Genomic DNA, 15074 nt, shown 5'->3' on the forward strand with positions numbered 1-15074 from the left:
GGGTACCTTTGCTCGACACGGCTGTGCTGGCGGTGCTGTTCACAATGCGTCTTGGGGTTGGTGTGACGTTGGTTGACGTGCCGCCCTCCCCCTGGCTCTTTGTCTTCTCCATGTATTTGTTCCTCTCGCTGTCTTTGGCAAAACGCCATACGGAGCTGGGTCGCCATGTGGAGGCTGGTACAAATGGGGAGATGTCTGGGCGTGGGTATCGAAACAGAGATTTGCCGGTGCTCCTTGCCCTCGGCTCGGCAAGTGGATTGGCAGCAACGCTGGTTATGGTGCTTTACCTGACCAATGAAGCATTCAACGCAAACTTTTATTCTGCATCTGTGCTTTTGTGGGGCATGCCACCCATTCTGTTTCTTTGGCTTGGTCGTGTCTGGCTGAAATGCCAGAGACTGGAACTGAACGATGACCCCGTGGTCTTCGCATTGAAGGACAAACAGAGTCTCGCGCTCGGCGGTATTCTGGCCATTCTGTTCTTGTTTGCCTGGTTCGGAGGCTATTTGATCTGATGGTTGCCGCTCGCATTGCCGCGCTGAAATCTTCTTATGACACCAGCCCAGAGTTCAGGCAGATCATCCGCTTTTTGTTAGCTGGTGGTCTTGCTGCTTTTGTAAACTGGCTGTTGCGGATTGCACTGTCTGTGTTCATGCCGTTCTGGCTGGCGGTGTTGCTGGCTTATTTCATTGGAATGAGTGTTGGATACACGCTCTATAAGCATTTTGTGTTTGTAGGGGCGCAGAAACCCGAGAGCATCAAACGACAGGTACTGATCTTTCTTGGGGTGAACCTGTTCTCTGCTCTCATCGTGCTTGGGCTGTCTGTTGGTTTAAATGCAATGCTCATGACAACCCTGCCGCTCTTTATCGCGCAAGCACTCGCACATGGTTTTGCCATCGCGGTTGGAGCGGTGACGAACTATCTGGGTCATAAGGTGATCACTTTCCGCAAAGCCCGATAGAACCTGGCTCAACCGTTTGCCGCAAAAGCAAGCGCTTGCATGGCGACGTTGAGAAACAAGGCTTGCACCACAAGCATCGCGAAGATCCCCATGTTGTCTTGTCGCACGGTGCGCACAACGAAGAGCATCATGAGCGGGAGCCAGTCCAGCACGTAGCGCTGCACGGAATACTGAGAGAAGCCGTTGGAGTGGTAGAACAGTGTCACTCCTGCGATGAGAGCGATTGTCAACCCCGCAAAAAGGTATTCCCGGTTCCATTTTGCGAGGAAGAAGTAAAGCAGGAACGGGGCGCCGATGAAGAGCGCTATACCCTTGTCGCCAAAGCCGCTCATCTGCGTCAGGTATTTGCCTGAAAACTCTACATCCGGCCCTTGCACGAAGAAGTGGATCAGGTTGAAGAGCAGATAATCCCGATGGAACAAGCCCAGCTCTTGAACACGATCCTCAATCCATGACGCAGATGGATCACCCAGAGCATCCCATTCTGGCGGGAAGATGTACGCATACCCAGTTTGCATAGGATCGCCGAAGCGGGCGTAATTGTAAGCAAAGTAGATGCCTATTGCGATTGCAGGAAAGACTGCGAGTTTGAGCAGACGCCCAATACTCTCAGCATTGATTGCAAAGATGGACCTGTCCGGTGGCGTCATCAGAACAAAAAAGAACGGCATGTAAAGAATGCTCATCTGCCGGGTGAGGAATGCGAGACCGATAAACAATCCCACAAGCCAAGCATTTCTCTTGATGAGCGCTGACCAGAGTGCCAGTGACGTCAACATCGCAGCGACGGCTTGTGCAAAGAACCAGACACCATCAGCACGGAGCACGGTGTATTGCAGCGGTGTTGCAAAAAGAAAAGCTGCGACAAGCAATAGAGCCAGTCGGTAGTCCGTCTGGTAGTTGCGCGTAATTTGCCACCACACCAAGCCGGTAATGAAAAAGCAAATCAGTCCCAGAGCAATAAAGTGATGAAACTCTACACCAAACAGCGCTACAAATGGCAGAGCGATCAAGGCTGGTACGGGGGGGAATATGACAAAGATCTTGTCTTCGAAAAGCGCACAGTCCAGGTCAAAGCAGCGCGAAGCCTCAAAGCGGCCTTGCAAAAAAGCCTCCGCAAGCAAGGCGTAAGAGTTACTTTCTGGCTGCTCCCCAATCATGCGAAAAACAATGACTGCCAGAAGAATGGAAACCAAACTAGCAAGAATTGTTGTGAGGAGTGCGCCTCTAAAACGGTCAATCGAAATCATAATACCCCCAAATATGGGAGAGTAATAACATCAAGAATCCTAGTGTCTTCTTAAGGCGCATAAGAGGACCTAAATTGATGCGAAGTTCTGGCAAAAGGAACCGCACTAAATACATTCTCAGTGCTAACCCCTCAAGGAACGTCATTGATTACAATTCATCTCATTTCTTGATTTCACGTTTGTTGCCTGATAGGTGAAAGCTGTTGCTCCCACAGACTTTGCCGCAATCGCGGTAGATCCATGGTGTTGGGTTTTAAAAATAAACCCGCAGTTATGCCAGGATTGAAACAGGAATATCCAGATGACGGACTCTCCGAAAACCGCAGGTGCTAGCCTGGGAACGGTTGAATTTGTTGCCCTCATGGCTACGTTGACCAGCTTGACTGCGCTTTCGATTGACGCCGTGCTGCCAGCGTTTTCAGTCATCGGCAAAGATTTGAATGTCGGAAATTCCAACAACGTCCAGCTCATCATTTCTGCGCTGTTTCTTGGATTAAGCCTGGGTCAGTTTGTTTTTGGCCCCGTCTCTGATCGCTTTGGCAGAAAGCCGGCGGTTTATGCAGGGTCTGTTGTTTTCGCAATTGGTGCCGTCCTTGTAGCCACGGCGACATCATTGCCTATGATGATTTTCGGGCGTCTGCTTCAAGGTGTCGGAGCCAGCGCTCACCGTACGGTCGTTATGGCGATTGTTCGCGACAAGTATGTCGGCGCGGAAATGGCGCGCATCCTGTCGTTTGTAACAGCAGTGTTTATTATTGTGCCCACATTAGCACCGTTGATTGGTCAAGGCATCCTGTTTGCTGCGGGATGGCGGGCGATCTTTGTCATCATGCTGATTATGGCGTCTGTTGGCTGCATCTGGCTGGCAATGCGTCAGCCGGAAACACTGAAACCGGAAAACCGCCGGGTAATCACGCCCAGGGTGCTTTGGGAAGGTCTTGAAGAAGTCGTAAGCCATAAGGCGACGCTGTACTATACAGCGGCTTCAGGCTTTGTTTTTGGTACAATGATGACATATCTGAGTACCGCTCAGCCGATGTTTGCAGATATTTTCAACGTCCACGAAACATTCCCGCTCTATTTCTCCGGAATTGCCGTTGTGTTTGGCATGGCGTCCATCGTCAATGGCCGTATTGTCAGACGTATCGGCTTGCAGAACATGTGCCGTGCTGCGCTGACAATTCAGATTGTCACCAGCCTCAGCTTTGCGATGTATCTGCTCCTCATTGATACCACGCCTGATCTGTGGTTGTTCATGACCTATCTTTCGCTGGCATTCTTTTGTCAGCCGATGTTGAACGGAAATCTGAACGCCATGTCCATGGAGCCTCTCGGGCATATCGCTGGCCTGGCTGCAACGTTGGTTGGCGCGACCACCACGTTTATTGCGCTCATCCTCTCTGTGATTGTGGGCCGTTTCTACGATCAGACCTTGCTGCCATTGTCCTTTGCGTTCTGTGTTTTTGGCGGAATCGCACTTGTACTGGTGGTTATTGGCGCAAGGGTGCAGAAAGCAGAAAAGATCGCGTTGTCAAACACGACCTCAGCTGAAGCCAGCGCTTAAGCGCTGCTAAGATATTCAGAAGACAGGGACTACTGTTTCTTCGGAAGCGTCCTGACCCAGGAGACTGTCGGCATTTCTACGCCCGCACCGGGGTACCAGTCATCGCGAACTTCCTCGTGGCCTTCCTTTGTGCACACGATTTGCGCGTCTTTGTATTCCTTTGGAATGACGAGTTGGCCGGGGCTTTTCACGTGCAGGTTTTCAGCAAACCCATCCAAGATGCATTGCGCGCCTGATGGTTTGGTTTCGATAGAAACAACATATGCATCAGAAGGAGGGTTCGACGGATCGGGTCCAAAAACATTGGATTGGCATCCGGCGAGGAGCACTGCAGATGCAATGAGAACTCCGAGGGAAGCCCCTTTAGAACTGAGGGGGCTGAACTGACCGGCGTCTGATGCTTTGGCGAACCGCACGCGAATCTCCTGAGAAACTGGATTTCGCTTGGAAGCTACGCCTATTCATAGAGAAGGGTGAATCCCTCAATTCACCCCCACTAATATTGCAGGTCAGCGATGCCTTCGCCTGTTATTTGTCTGACCACACAGCAAGCTCGTTGTTGTTCGGGTCAAGAAAATGGAACCGGCGCCCACCCGGGAAGGTGAAGATCTCTCGGCAGATTTTTGCGCCGTTCGTCACCAGTGTGTCCTGCAGTGCTTCCAAGTCTTCGGCATAAAGCACAACAAGCGCCGCACCGCTTGCGGTGGAGGACGACAGGTCTGCCCTGAAGAAACCGCCATTGAAGTCACCATCATTGAAAGCAGCGTAGTCAGGGCCGTAATCTTCGAAAGTCCAACCGAGTGCATTGCTGTAAAATGTCTTTACGGCTTCCAGATCAGCAGCTGGCAATTCGATGTAATTGATTTTTCCAGATTTCATAATTTCAAATCCCTAGGGAAAACAGGGGGCTCTTTCCCAAAGGCCTCCCGCAAATCTCCAATATTGCAACAAAACTAGATTGGTGAGATAGATAACTCAGTCCTATCGTTATAGTTGCAAGCAAGATATTCAAATGAAGATTTTTGGTTTTCCCCTTCGTACAATTGCAGCTCTTGCTCTGGGAGTTGTTGCTTTTCTTGGTGCTACGCCGGGCTTTGCTCAATCAGCCCCCAAAGGCGATGCAGCTGTTGCCAGCAGTCCCAAGGTCACCACGCAGCAACACGGAGACTGGATGCTGGAGTGCTATGACCCCGCTGTGAATGGCATGAGCTGCCAGATCAAGCAGCGTGTGGTTCATAATGAGAGTGGCCAGAATATTTTGCTGATGACACTCACCTACAGTCCGAAAGAAAAGAGCGATATGGTGCAATATGTATTGCCGCTCGACTTTCTTTTGGCTCCGGGTGTTGGCGTGAACATTGGTGATTTTCAGGCGGTTGCACGGGTCAATCGTTGTATGGCGCAAGGCTGTGTGATTGAAGGCAAAACCGAAGAGGCCTTCATCAACGCGATGAAAGCTGCAAAAGATCAAGGACGGTTTGTGATGATGTCCAGAGCAGGCAAAAAGGTTGGCATCAACTTTTCAGCCACCGGTTTTACAAAAGCCTACAACGAGATGCGAGCGCAGAACTCAAAGTAAGCTTGTGGTCATTGCGCAGCAATGCAGTTCCATTCACCGCGAAGACCCAAAACAGCTGTAGCGCCCGCAACTGTGCAATGTGAGACTTCAGTGTTGGCAAGATGCAGCTTTGAAGCCGGGTTTGGATCTGCAAGATAGGCAAGGCCAATTGCTGCTGTAAGAGCAAGCGCGGATGCGGCAACTGAGAACACCACTCCAATGCTCTGCTTGGGGTTTGATGAGGGTTGCATAGAGGTCGTCATGTGAGGTTTCTGTTCTTTCAAATCCAGTATTTTATGGCGGTGACACGCCATCAGTCTTTTCTGCAATGTAGAACAGCTCTGCAAACCACATGTGAGCAAGATCCCCTAGTTTACAGCGGTTATTCAAGGGATTCACACTGTTTTTTGCGATTATGTGTGACGTGAAATCCTCTGTTCTCCCTTAAGTTGAAGTGCCCTTGCTGTATTACACCTCTCGCCCTCTTGGAAGCTGCGTAATTTTTCTCTAATCCGTTTCCTAGTGTTTTATGTGTTGGGAGGCACGGTCCCGTGGCGAAGTCCAGTAGCAATCCATTGATAACCGGCAGTGGTCTGTGGCAGCAGTCGCCTGAGCGTGTGTTGTTTGAAAATCTCTCCTTCGGGCTTAATGCAGGCGACCGGATTGGGCTGGTAGGCCACAACGGGTGCGGTAAGTCGACGTTTCTCAACATCCTTGCTGGTCGCGGTGAGCCTAGCGAGGGCAGCATCTCGGTCTCCCGTGCTGCTGTCGTTTCCTGTGTTGAGCAACATCTTCCCAAACAACTGATGGAACTGACGCTGGCAGAGGCTCTTCGTGAGGCGTTGCCAAAGGATAAGCGCGACTGGATGGATTGGAAGGTGGATGTGATGCTGCCGGAAATGGGGTTCGAGCCTCACCAGTCCACAGTGCTTTGTAAGGATCTCAGCGGTGGTCAGATGACACGCCTCATGCTGGCACGTGCTTTGATGACTGAGCCGAACCTGTTGTTGCTGGATGAGCCTAGCAACCACTTGGACCTGCCAACAATCATGTGGCTTGAAAGCTTCCTAAAATCGTGGAAAGGCAGCTTTCTAATGATCTCTCATGACGCGACCCTGCTCGATTCCGTCACCAACCGCACTTGGATCCTTCAGGATCGCAAACTGCATGCCTTCGATCTGCCCTGCACGAAGGCCTTGGCAGAGCATGAAGTTTTGACGCAAGCACGTATTGCCCGGCGTGACTCCGAGGAAAAAGAGATCAAGCGCGTTGAGGCAAGTGCCAAACGTCTCGCGGATTGGGGACGTACGTACGACAACGAGGACCTATCTCGCAAAGCCAAGTCCATGGAGAAAATGGTTGACCGAATGAAGGACGACCAGACTGACTCCGTCGAGGCTTATCCGTGGAACCTGTCTATTGCCGGAGAGCAAATTCAGGCTGACCGGTTGGTTCAACTGAAAGACTTGAACGTGACGCCGCCTGTGGCGGATGTTTTCTTATACAATGTCGATGACATTGCTGTGCGGCCCGGTGACCGGATTGCGGTTATGGGAGCGAACGGGACGGGTAAGTCCAGCCTGTTGCGCTGCTGTTGGGAGAAACGGACGAGTGAAGCGGGCGATGTTCGGGTTCATCCTCGATGCCGAATTGCGTTTTATGATCAGACGCTTCAACAGCTTCCGGGGGAAGCTAATCTGGTTGAGGGTATGGTGTCTGTTGGAGAAGCTCTTGGTGTCGATCTGCGGGTGCCTGACTGCGAAAAGACCATTATTGCAGCCGGCTTCAAGTACAATCAGCTGTCGCAGAAAGTCTCTCAATTGAGCGGCGGTGAGCGCGCGCGTCTGTTGCTGGTCTCACTGTCTCAGGTGCAAGCCAACCTGATGATGCTTGATGAGCCGACCAACCATCTGGATCTTTACGGGCGTAATGAGCTTTCTAATCAACTTCAGTCGTTTAACGGTTCTTTCTTGTTGGTTTCGCACGACAGGCATCTGGTGGAAGCGACATGCAATCGGTTCTGGGTCGTGCAAAATGAGCGTTTGCAGGAAGTCAATGATGTGGATGCCGCGTATGCCTTGATCGCAGACGTTCAGGAGAAAGCTGCCAAAGCTGCTGCCATTGAGCAACCTGCTGTTGAGGCTAGGATTGAGGATACGGCGCCTGAAACAGATCATTCCGGGGAAGATGAACTGCTAGAGCGGTTGATTGAGTTGGAAACGCTGATGGAAGCGGATCTGTCGCGGCGACCGAACCGGCAGTCATCTCACCTGCAAGTGCAATGGAAAGATGAGATTGCTCAAATTCACGAGCGGCTTGAATTGAAAGGCTAAACTGGGTCCTCCTCCAGATCAGCAAGAGCCGCACGGAGTTGTGCCTGATGCGTCTCCTTCAGCACGTCGAAAGCTTCTTTTCCATACATGCCCTTGAGTGTGGTCTGTGAGATAGCAAAATGTTGGATTGAACCGATGTGCTGGTAAATCCAACAAAAGAGCTCAGCATCTGAGGCTTTTGACCATCGCTTCATCTTGTGAGCCAGCGCGCCCAGTGCATCCAGAAATGGCTTCATAGGCCAGTTTTCGGAGGTGGTCTGGGCGTCCAGCAGAGCACGGGCAACTAGCTGCGTGTCCTCCACATTGCAAAGCGCATCCTCTGAGAGTTGGAGGAAGAATGTGCGCAGCTTGTTTTCTGGCGTAGTCCCCTCGACATTTTCGATTGAGCGCAGCAGCCGATCAGAAAGCGCGCTCAGCACCTCCTCATAAAGCCTAGCCTTAGAGCCAAAGAAATGAAGCAGTGCCTGTTTGGTTACGCCAAGCCTGTCTGCGATGCCTGCGAGGCTTGCAGCGTGGTAGCCCTTCTGTGCGAAGACCGCGCTTGCCGTTGTGATGTAACGTGTTCTGGGGCTTTCTGCGTGCTGATCCAAATCCTGCTCCCTTTCCATCTGTATAGGATAAATTTGACAACTTACCAAGTGGTAAGTTTATACTTACCGATCGGTAAGTGGAGGATTTGCCATGACACGGGATGAAGAAATTAGCTTGATTGCGGAGTTGCTTGGTTTGGATGCCAGAAATGAAAAGTTTTTGGATGAGAAAGTCACGCACTCCCCGGTGATGCGTTACAATTGTTCTGATCGCTTTGCTCAGGAAATGACCGCTTTGTTTCGCAGCAAGCCTGTCGCCGCCGCACAATCAGCAGAACTGTCAGAAGCAAACACTTTCCTTAGTCGATCCGTCTCTGGATTGCCTGTTCTGCTGACCAGAGATGCCAGGGGCAAAGCTCACGCGTTCCTCAACGTGTGCCGCCACCGTGGTGCTAAGCTGGTGAGAGAAGAAACTGGCTGCAAGCAAAGGTTTTCCTGCCCGTACCATGCATGGACATGGTCCAACCAAGGCGACTTGGTAGCGGTGCCACAGGAGCAACAAGGCTTTCCGGATCTGGATCGCTCTCAATATGGCCTGAAGGTACTTCCAGTGCTGGAATCCTATGGTTTTATCTGGGTTATCGCCGATCCGAACGCCACAAATGTGCAGGAAATCCAACAGAGCCTCGCTCCACTCTCCGATGACTTGTCTTGGCTGGAGCTTGCTGATCACCGAATTGCGGTTGAAGAAACCTTTGAAATTGCTGCCAATTGGAAGACGCTGATTGAAGGCGGGATCGAGGCCTATCATTTCCGCGTAGCCCATCGCAAAACAATTGGACCGTACTTTCCGGAGAACCTGTCCAGTTATCAGATGTTGGGAGAGAACATGCGGTCCGTGTTGCCGCGCATCACTCTGTTTGAACTGAGAGATAGACCTCAGGAGGAGTGGAGACTTCGTGAGCACGCCAACATCATCTACTCTGTCTTGCCGGGAACGCAGCTGCTTGTTCAGCAAGATCATATCGTTTGGGTGCATTGTGAACCGCTGGCCGTTGACCGTACGCGGGTCCGATTGGCGACACTGGTCCCGAACTCTATGCCGCAAACTGATGAAATGCAGAAGCATTGGGTCCGCAATCAGGCGATCACCTCAACGACCCTCATTGAAGATTTTGAGTTGGGCGAAGAGATACAGCAAGGGTTTGCCTCCGGCGCCAACACGCATCTGACTTTCGGTCGTTTTGAAGGCGCACTTGATCGCTTTAATCAAGTCCTTGAAGAGGCAATGAAATTAACGAAAGAGGCATAAATCGCAAAGTGCAGACAAAAGAAAAGCCCGCTGAATGAACAGCGGGCTTCTCGCAAAATTATGAAGCAAAAGGCTTAGCCAACGAACGCGCGCTCAACCACGAATGTGGATGGGGCTGCGTTGGAACCTTCTTCAAGGCCATGCTTTTCAAGGATCGCCTTGGTGTCGTTGATCATTTCCATAGAACCACAGATCATGCCGCGGTCAATCGCAGAATCAAGCTTTGGCACGCCAAGGTCTTCAAAGAGCTTGCCGTTTTCGATCAGAGTGGTGATGCGTTCCTGACAAGGATATGGCTCACGGGTCGCTGCTGTGTGCAGGCGCAGTTTACCAGCTGCGAACTCTCCAACGAGTGGATCGTTCTTCACTTCCTCAACCAGTTCCTTCGCGTAGGTGAGTTCATTCACTTCGCGGCAAGTCTGGGTCAGAATAACTTCCTCAAACTTCTCATAGGTTTCTGGATCACGTATCAAGGATGCGAACGGCGCAACGCCTGTACCGGTAGAGAACATGTAAAGACGACGGCCTGGGATCAGGGCATCATTTACGAGCGTGCCGGTCGGCTTCTTACGCATAAGAACGGTGTCGCCTGGCTGAATCTTCTGCAGATGTTCAGTCAGTGGACCGTCCTGAACTTTAATGGAGAAGAACTCCAGCTCTTCATCCCAGGATGGGCTTGCAATGGAGTATGCGCGGAAAACCGGCTTCTCAGCATTTGGCAGGCCGATCATGACAAACTCGCCAGAGCGGAAACGGAAAGAGCTTGGGCGCGTGATGCGGAATTTAAACAGGCGGTCAGTGTAGTGTTTAACGGACACTACTTTTTCAGCAAATACGTTTGCTGGAATAGGAAATTCGGTCTTGGCTTCCTGATCAAGCACAGGAGCTGGGGCCAACGCTGCGTCGGTCATTTGCAATCCTTAGATTGTTTTGATTAGGCCATAGCCCGATACTTGGCCAGTTGTTGCCTCCGCTTTATCCGAGCCAAGGTCCGAAAAGCAACCGTTTTATAAGTAAAATTTCAGAAATTTGCTCGTGAAAGTGACTAAGTCACCGTCGGGGCTCAAAGAACTGTCAGTTTCTGAAAGAAAGCGTGTAAGGTGAGTTGGTAAGTGAATGCAGCAATAGGTGGAACTACTCAAAGCAAGTCGCTAGTAAAGATGACTTGAGTTTGTTCATGAGTCAGCTTTGCGTGCCTGCTCTAAGGTCAAGATAGCAAGATAGCAAGATATGTTCAGCCCCTCTGTGTTGTAAGGGAGGAAATGATGACAGGCAGAGGAAACGGGACGTGAAAGTAGAGCAGAACAAGGCAGCCTATGAGAAGCGAATGCTGCGTGTTCTTGAATATATCTATGAAAATCTGGATGGAGATCTAAGCCTTGATGCTTTGGCTGATGTCGCCTGCATGTCGCGCTTTCACTGGCATCGTGTTTTCCAGAGCATGCGCGGTGAAACGCTGGCGAGCTCAATACGTCGCATTCGGTTGAACAGGGCTGCGTTAGATCTTATCCAGACAAAACAAGCTGTTACCGAGATTGCGGAGAGATATGGTTACCCGAGTGCACAGAGTTTTTCTCGTGCGTTTAAGGGAGAGTATGGCGTTGCACCCGGCCAGTTCCGTGAAAATAAAAGCGCGGCTCCTGAGATTGCCTCCGAGAAAAACAGTATCTTTTCAATGCATCCAGTTGAAATTAGAGATGTGCCTGAAAAGAGCTTGCAGGTCCTTTGCCATCGCGGTTCCTATTCTGACATGGGAGTTGTGTATAGCAAATTGGCGGCAATGCTGTCTTCTCGTGGTGTGATTCGTAAATGTGGGCCGTTTGTTGGCATTTATTATGACGATCCTTCAATCGTCCCATCAGATGAATTACGCTCACGTGTGGGTGCAGTTGTTCCACCGCAGTTTGAAAATACTGAGGGACTTGAAGCACATAGTATTCCAGCTGGACGCTGTGCTGTGCTGCGTCATCAGGGGCCGTATGCAGGTTTGCAGGCGGCTTTCTGTTACCTTTATGGGGTGTGGCTGCCGAACTCGGGTGAAGAGGCCGCGGACCACCCGTGTTATGAGGTGTTTTGGAACAGCCCAACCAACACCGCTCCTGAAGATCTCGTTGTCGAGATCTATTTACCGCTGCAATAACAATATCTTAGAGAAGCATACGCCCGTCTTCAATTCTGTAGGATATTGTCCTCTTCCTGGGTTTCCTGCTTCTCATTGATGTTGCCATCCTTGTTGATTTCCTTGATGCAAGCCTCCTGATCTGCGGAGGACATGTTGGTGAAACCAAAATTCGGCGGGTATCCCAGTGGATCGGAACCAGCGCCGCCTGTGCGGTATTTTTCTGCAATATCGGGACAATCAGAAACCGGGCTCACGATATCGGGGTATTCTGACTTTAGGGGATTGGCGTTTTCGTTTGCGACCGGGTCATCCGCAAAGTTGTTGATTTGCGCGAGGCCGTAACCTGCTGAAAAAAAGAGGAAACTCAGTGCAAGAAGGGTTGTTTTTGCTTTTGTCTGCATACCAGTTGCTCCCACCACTCGGAGAAAAGAAGGTCGCGGCCATTAAACAGGAAACCCGCAAAGGTTGTGTGAGCGCTTATGTTTTAATTGCGTTTAATTGGGTAATACACCGCTCTTAAGTTGCCATCGGCTCGCTTTACAAGCGATTAACCTATGCGTAAGGTTTGGGTTCGCTCTGGAGGTTTTGACCTTTCACCGCGAATGGGGGGACGTCATGTTGAAGAAGATTGGCTGGGGTGTTCTGGCCGTTGTGCTGTTGCTTGCTGTGGGTGCTTTTTACTTCCGGCAAGATATTGCCGAGATCCGTGCCGTGATGGCTTATGCGGATGCATTCAAACCTGAGAACATCGATCAGAAATTCAGGTCGCTTTACAAAGAGTATTCCAGTACCTCGGTGAAAGCGCCAGATGAGACCTATGAGTTGCCGCGGGCGCATCAGGCATCACCGATGCCAGCGACCTTTATGTATAAGGGCGAAGCAGCCTCTACAGCAGATTACATTCTGGATTCTCACACCACCGGCCTTGCCATCATGCACAATGGTAAGCTGATTCATGAGTATTATGATCGCGGGAACACCGCTGAGACTCATGCTATTCAGATGTCCGTCTCCAAATCCATGGCCTCCATTCTTGTTGGAGTGGCGCTGGATGAAGGGCATATTGAGAGTGTGGATGATCAGGTCGTCAAGTATGTGCCGGAGCTCAAGGGTACGGCTTATGACGATGTTCGTCTGAAAGACGTGCTGGAAATGTCGTCGGGTGTCCGCTGGAATGAGAACTACGCTGATCTGAATTCAGACATCGTCCAGTCTGTTGTCGCAATCCTGCTGGGCTCTCAGGATGAGTTCACCAAGGATGTGCCGCGTGAGCTGGAGCCCGGAACTTACAATCGCTATTCCTCCATTGATACGCATGTTGTGGGCTGGGTGCTGCGTGGGGCGACCGGCAAACCCTACAAAGAATGGTTCAACGAGAAGCTCTGGTCCAGGATTGGCGCTGAATCCTCCGCTGAAATCATGGTGGATCAGGAAGGTGAACCGGTTGTCTTTGGCGGGGTGAACATTCGCCTGCGTGATATGCTGCGTGTGGGAATGGTGCTTGAGCGTGGTGGTTTGAACCACAAAGGCGAGCGCATCGTGTCGGAAGAGTGGATCAACACATCGGTCACGCCGGACGAGCCGCGCTTGATGCCCGGCTACAACAATCCGCAGAGCCCCTCACCGCTTGGCTATAAATACCAATGGTGGCTGCCGCTGGACTCTGATCAGGGTGACTTCACCGCAATCGGCATTCACGGCCAGTTCCTCTACATCAACCCGGCTCGAAATGTGGTGATCGCCAAAACCTCGACCTATCCTTCTTATCAACGCGATAAGGAGATGGTGAAGATGAAGTCGATCGCGCTGTTTCAGGCGATTGCCCGTCATTTGAGCGACGTGCCGAACTCTTAAAACGCATTCTGATTGATAAGAATTCGCTTCAAAGAAAAAGCCGGCTCTGAGAGAGAGCCGGCTTTTATAAAATCGTGGTTGCTCTGCGTTATGCAGGCTGGCCTGTTGCTGCAAGCAGAACTTCGCGGATGTTGACGTTCTGTGGCTGCTGGTAAACGAACATCACTGTGTCAGCTACGTTCTGTGGGTCCAGCACGCCGCCCATCTCTTTCTTCCACTGCTCGTAACCATCAATGATGTCCTGAGAGGTGGTGTGAGACAGCAATTCAGTCTGCACAGCGCCCGGAGCAATGGTCATGACGCGCACGTTGTCTGCTGCCACTTCTTCACGCAGGTTTTCGCTGATGGCGTGAACGGCAAACTTGGTGCCGCAGTAAGCTGCGTGTGCCGGGAATGTTTTGCGGCCTGCAATGGAGCTGACGTTGATGATGGAGCCGCCCTTGCGCGCTTTCATACCTGGCAGAACTGCGTGGATGCCATTGAGAACACCCTTCACATTCAGGTCGATCATGCGGTCCCATTCAGTTGGATCCTGAACGGACAGATCACCCAGCAGCATGCAGCCAGCATTGTTGACGAGTGCGTCTGCAGGGCCGAACTTGTCTTCAGCTTCCTTAACAGCTGCAATCAGCTGCTCACGGCTGGTGACGTCAACGCCGCGGCACAGTGTGTTTGGAAGACCGAGAGCTTCCATCTGCTCAACCCGGCGAGCAAGCAGAAGAAGTGGGTGGCCAGCTGCGCTGAAAGACTTCGCAATCGCTGCACCAATGCCGGAACTTGCGCCAGTGATAATGATAAGTGGCTTTGTCATTTTGTTTTCCTGCCTAGTTAGCTTTTTCTTGAGCAAGATGAACTTGCGTTGTGTTGCGGCAATTGTACAAAAATGATCACGCTGATAAATATGGGTAATACGAAATGATTGTTAGGCTGAAATGAACAATATCTACTGGAATGGCCTTCGCTCGTTTCTGGCTGTGGCAGAACATGGCAGTTTTACCTTAGCCTCTGATGAAACGGGTCTTTCAAAAGCAAGCTTAAGCCAACAGGTGAGCCAGTTGGAGGAGCAGCTGGATGTGCAGCTGCTGTTTAGAACCACCCGCAAACTGCGCCTGACTGAAATTGGTGAGCGTTACTATGAAATGTGCCGCACCGGCGTGAAGCAGATTGAAGATGCATCTGATTTGGCATCGCAGGCGACGGACAGCCTCACGGGCCCCATTCGTATGAACGCTGTGGGCGGTTTGATTGGAGAGGAGCTGATTGCACCGCTGGTGATTGAGTATCAGCACGCCAATCCGGGGATTGAGGTGAAACTGGATTTTTCCAGCATTCGGGAAGACTTGCTGGAGACCGACTACGATCTTGTGTTGCGGATGGGAGATTTAGAAGACAGCACCCTGATTGCCCGCAAGCTGCACACCATCACAACCCGCTATGTGGCGTCCCCGTCCTTTGTGTCAGCTCATTCCAAAATCCGCCACCCTTCTGATCTCAAAGGTCTACCTTTCATTTCCGGCAGTGTGCAGGAATGGATTTTCACGCGCGGACAAGAGCGCATTGTGGTGCAGGCGGAAAAGGGATTCCAGA

16 protein-coding genes and 1 pseudogene are annotated in these 15074 nt (G+C 51.2%); 9 read left to right on the forward strand and 8 right to left on the reverse strand.

The genetic code is table 11. The features are described 5' to 3' along the window. Both PPL9_RS17210 and PPL9_RS17215 read left to right on the forward strand, forming a co-directional pair. Positions 1-515 (forward strand): annotated as a pseudogene (locus PPL9_RS17210) (prenyltransferase); the annotation flags it as partial. Further along, positions 515-964, forward strand: coding sequence for a GtrA family protein (locus tag PPL9_RS17215; RefSeq protein WP_057463862.1), 450 nt, complete (start codon positions 515-517; stop codon positions 962-964). The pseudogene PPL9_RS17210 and the gene PPL9_RS17215, both read left to right, overlap by 1 nt. A gap of 8 nt (positions 965-972) precedes the next feature. Here the strand turns inward: PPL9_RS17215 and PPL9_RS17220 are convergent, their stop codons facing one another. After that, positions 973-2214, reverse strand: coding sequence for a glycosyltransferase family 39 protein (locus tag PPL9_RS17220; RefSeq protein ID WP_057463863.1), 1242 nt, complete (start codon positions 2212-2214; stop codon positions 973-975). A gap of 301 nt (positions 2215-2515) precedes the next feature. Between PPL9_RS17220 and PPL9_RS17225 the strand changes: the two genes are divergently transcribed. Then, positions 2516-3778 carry a multidrug effflux MFS transporter gene (locus PPL9_RS17225; RefSeq protein WP_057463864.1) on the forward strand — a complete coding sequence of 421 codons (1263 nt, stop codon included), beginning with the start codon at positions 2516-2518 and terminating at the stop codon, positions 3776-3778. A gap of 29 nt (positions 3779-3807) precedes the next feature. Here PPL9_RS17225 and PPL9_RS17230 read toward each other — a convergent pair whose 3' ends face one another. Next, positions 3808-4194, reverse strand: coding sequence for a hypothetical protein (locus PPL9_RS17230; RefSeq protein WP_057463865.1), 387 nt, complete (start codon positions 4192-4194; stop codon positions 3808-3810). A 112-nt stretch (positions 4195-4306) separates the two neighbouring features. Beyond that, positions 4307-4660 (reverse strand): VOC family protein, encoded by a 354-nt coding sequence (locus PPL9_RS17235; RefSeq protein WP_057463866.1) that lies wholly within the window; start codon positions 4658-4660, stop codon positions 4307-4309. A 130-nt stretch (positions 4661-4790) separates the two neighbouring features. Between PPL9_RS17235 and PPL9_RS17240 the strand changes: the two genes are divergently transcribed. Next, complete coding sequence (locus PPL9_RS17240; RefSeq protein ID WP_057463867.1) at positions 4791-5357, forward strand: invasion associated locus B family protein; 567 nt, start codon at positions 4791-4793, stop codon at positions 5355-5357. Positions 5358-5365: 8 nt separating this feature from the next. Here PPL9_RS17240 and PPL9_RS17245 read toward each other — a convergent pair whose 3' ends face one another. Next, positions 5366-5599: a hypothetical protein gene (locus PPL9_RS17245; protein WP_057463876.1), complete on the reverse strand. Its 234-nt coding sequence runs from the start codon at positions 5597-5599 to the stop codon at positions 5366-5368. 288 nt (positions 5600-5887) lie between these two features. Between PPL9_RS17245 and PPL9_RS17250 the strand changes: the two genes are divergently transcribed. After that, the gene (locus PPL9_RS17250; RefSeq protein WP_057463868.1) at positions 5888-7669 is read left to right on the forward strand and encodes an ABC-F family ATP-binding cassette domain-containing protein; all 1782 of its coding nucleotides are present in this window, start codon (positions 5888-5890) and stop codon (positions 7667-7669) included. Here the strand turns inward: PPL9_RS17250 and PPL9_RS17255 are convergent. Further along, positions 7666-8259: a TetR/AcrR family transcriptional regulator gene (locus tag PPL9_RS17255; protein WP_057463877.1), complete on the reverse strand. Its 594-nt coding sequence runs from the start codon at positions 8257-8259 to the stop codon at positions 7666-7668. The genes PPL9_RS17250 and PPL9_RS17255 overlap by 4 nt on opposite strands. Positions 8260-8350: 91 nt before the next feature. Between PPL9_RS17255 and PPL9_RS17260 the strand changes: the two genes are divergently transcribed. Continuing rightward, positions 8351-9511, forward strand: a complete 1161-nt coding sequence (locus tag PPL9_RS17260) for an SRPBCC family protein (protein WP_057463869.1) — start codon at positions 8351-8353, stop codon at positions 9509-9511. A 74-nt stretch (positions 9512-9585) separates the two neighbouring features. Here the strand turns inward: PPL9_RS17260 and PPL9_RS17265 are convergent, their stop codons facing one another. Next, on the reverse strand, positions 9586-10422 hold the full coding sequence (locus PPL9_RS17265; RefSeq protein WP_063287820.1) for a ferredoxin--NADP reductase: 837 nt from the start codon (positions 10420-10422) through the stop codon (positions 9586-9588). A gap of 377 nt (positions 10423-10799) precedes the next feature. On the opposite strand from PPL9_RS17265, the gene PPL9_RS17270 reads away from it, so the two are divergent. Beyond that, complete coding sequence (locus tag PPL9_RS17270) at positions 10800-11651, forward strand: AraC family transcriptional regulator (protein WP_057463870.1); 852 nt, start codon at positions 10800-10802, stop codon at positions 11649-11651. Positions 11652-11680: 29 nt separating this feature from the next. Here the strand turns inward: PPL9_RS17270 and PPL9_RS17275 are convergent, their stop codons facing one another. Further along, entirely contained in the window at positions 11681-12034 is a 354-nt protein-coding gene (locus PPL9_RS17275; protein ID WP_057463871.1) for a hypothetical protein, read from the reverse strand. Between the two features lie 214 nt (positions 12035-12248). Between PPL9_RS17275 and PPL9_RS17280 the strand changes: the two genes are divergently transcribed. After that, complete coding sequence (locus PPL9_RS17280; RefSeq protein WP_057463872.1) at positions 12249-13487, forward strand: serine hydrolase; 1239 nt, start codon at positions 12249-12251, stop codon at positions 13485-13487. Between the two features lie 88 nt (positions 13488-13575). Here PPL9_RS17280 and PPL9_RS17285 read toward each other — a convergent pair whose 3' ends face one another. Beyond that, positions 13576-14298 (reverse strand): SDR family oxidoreductase, encoded by a 723-nt coding sequence (locus tag PPL9_RS17285; RefSeq protein ID WP_057463873.1) that lies wholly within the window; start codon positions 14296-14298, stop codon positions 13576-13578. A gap of 121 nt (positions 14299-14419) precedes the next feature. Here PPL9_RS17285 and PPL9_RS17290 point away from each other — a divergent pair. Beyond that, the coding region (locus PPL9_RS17290) for a LysR family transcriptional regulator (RefSeq protein WP_208989440.1) at positions 14420-15074 on the forward strand (655 nt) is incomplete at its 3' end.

The sequence above is a fragment of the Pseudovibrio sp. POLY-S9 genome, from assembly GCF_001431305.1.
Lineage (GTDB): Bacteria > Pseudomonadota > Alphaproteobacteria > Rhizobiales > Stappiaceae > Pseudovibrio.

What these genes read in the sequence shown, in the direction of transcription:
- PPL9_RS17285 (WP_057463873.1), bottom strand. Translation starts at nt 14,298, where the DNA reads ATGACAAAGCCACTTATCATTATCACTGGCGCAAGTTCCGGCATTGGT.
- PPL9_RS17260 (WP_057463869.1), top strand. Translation starts at nt 8,351, where the DNA reads ATGACACGGGATGAAGAAATTAGCTTGATTGCGGAGTTGCTTGGTTTG.
- PPL9_RS17225 (WP_057463864.1), top strand. Translation starts at nt 2,516, where the DNA reads ATGACGGACTCTCCGAAAACCGCAGGTGCTAGCCTGGGAACGGTTGAA.
- PPL9_RS17280 (WP_057463872.1), top strand. Translation starts at nt 12,249, where the DNA reads ATGTTGAAGAAGATTGGCTGGGGTGTTCTGGCCGTTGTGCTGTTGCTT.
- PPL9_RS17275 (WP_057463871.1), bottom strand. Translation starts at nt 12,034, where the DNA reads ATGCAGACAAAAGCAAAAACAACCCTTCTTGCACTGAGTTTCCTCTTT.
- PPL9_RS17245 (WP_057463876.1), bottom strand. Translation starts at nt 5,599, where the DNA reads ATGACGACCTCTATGCAACCCTCATCAAACCCCAAGCAGAGCATTGGA.
- PPL9_RS17215 (WP_057463862.1), top strand. Translation starts at nt 515, where the DNA reads ATGGTTGCCGCTCGCATTGCCGCGCTGAAATCTTCTTATGACACCAGC.
- PPL9_RS17265 (WP_063287820.1), bottom strand. Translation starts at nt 10,422, where the DNA reads ATGACCGACGCAGCGTTGGCCCCAGCTCCTGTGCTTGATCAGGAAGCC.
- PPL9_RS17240 (WP_057463867.1), top strand. Translation starts at nt 4,791, where the DNA reads ATGAAGATTTTTGGTTTTCCCCTTCGTACAATTGCAGCTCTTGCTCTG.
- PPL9_RS17220 (WP_057463863.1), bottom strand. Translation starts at nt 2,214, where the DNA reads ATGATTTCGATTGACCGTTTTAGAGGCGCACTCCTCACAACAATTCTT.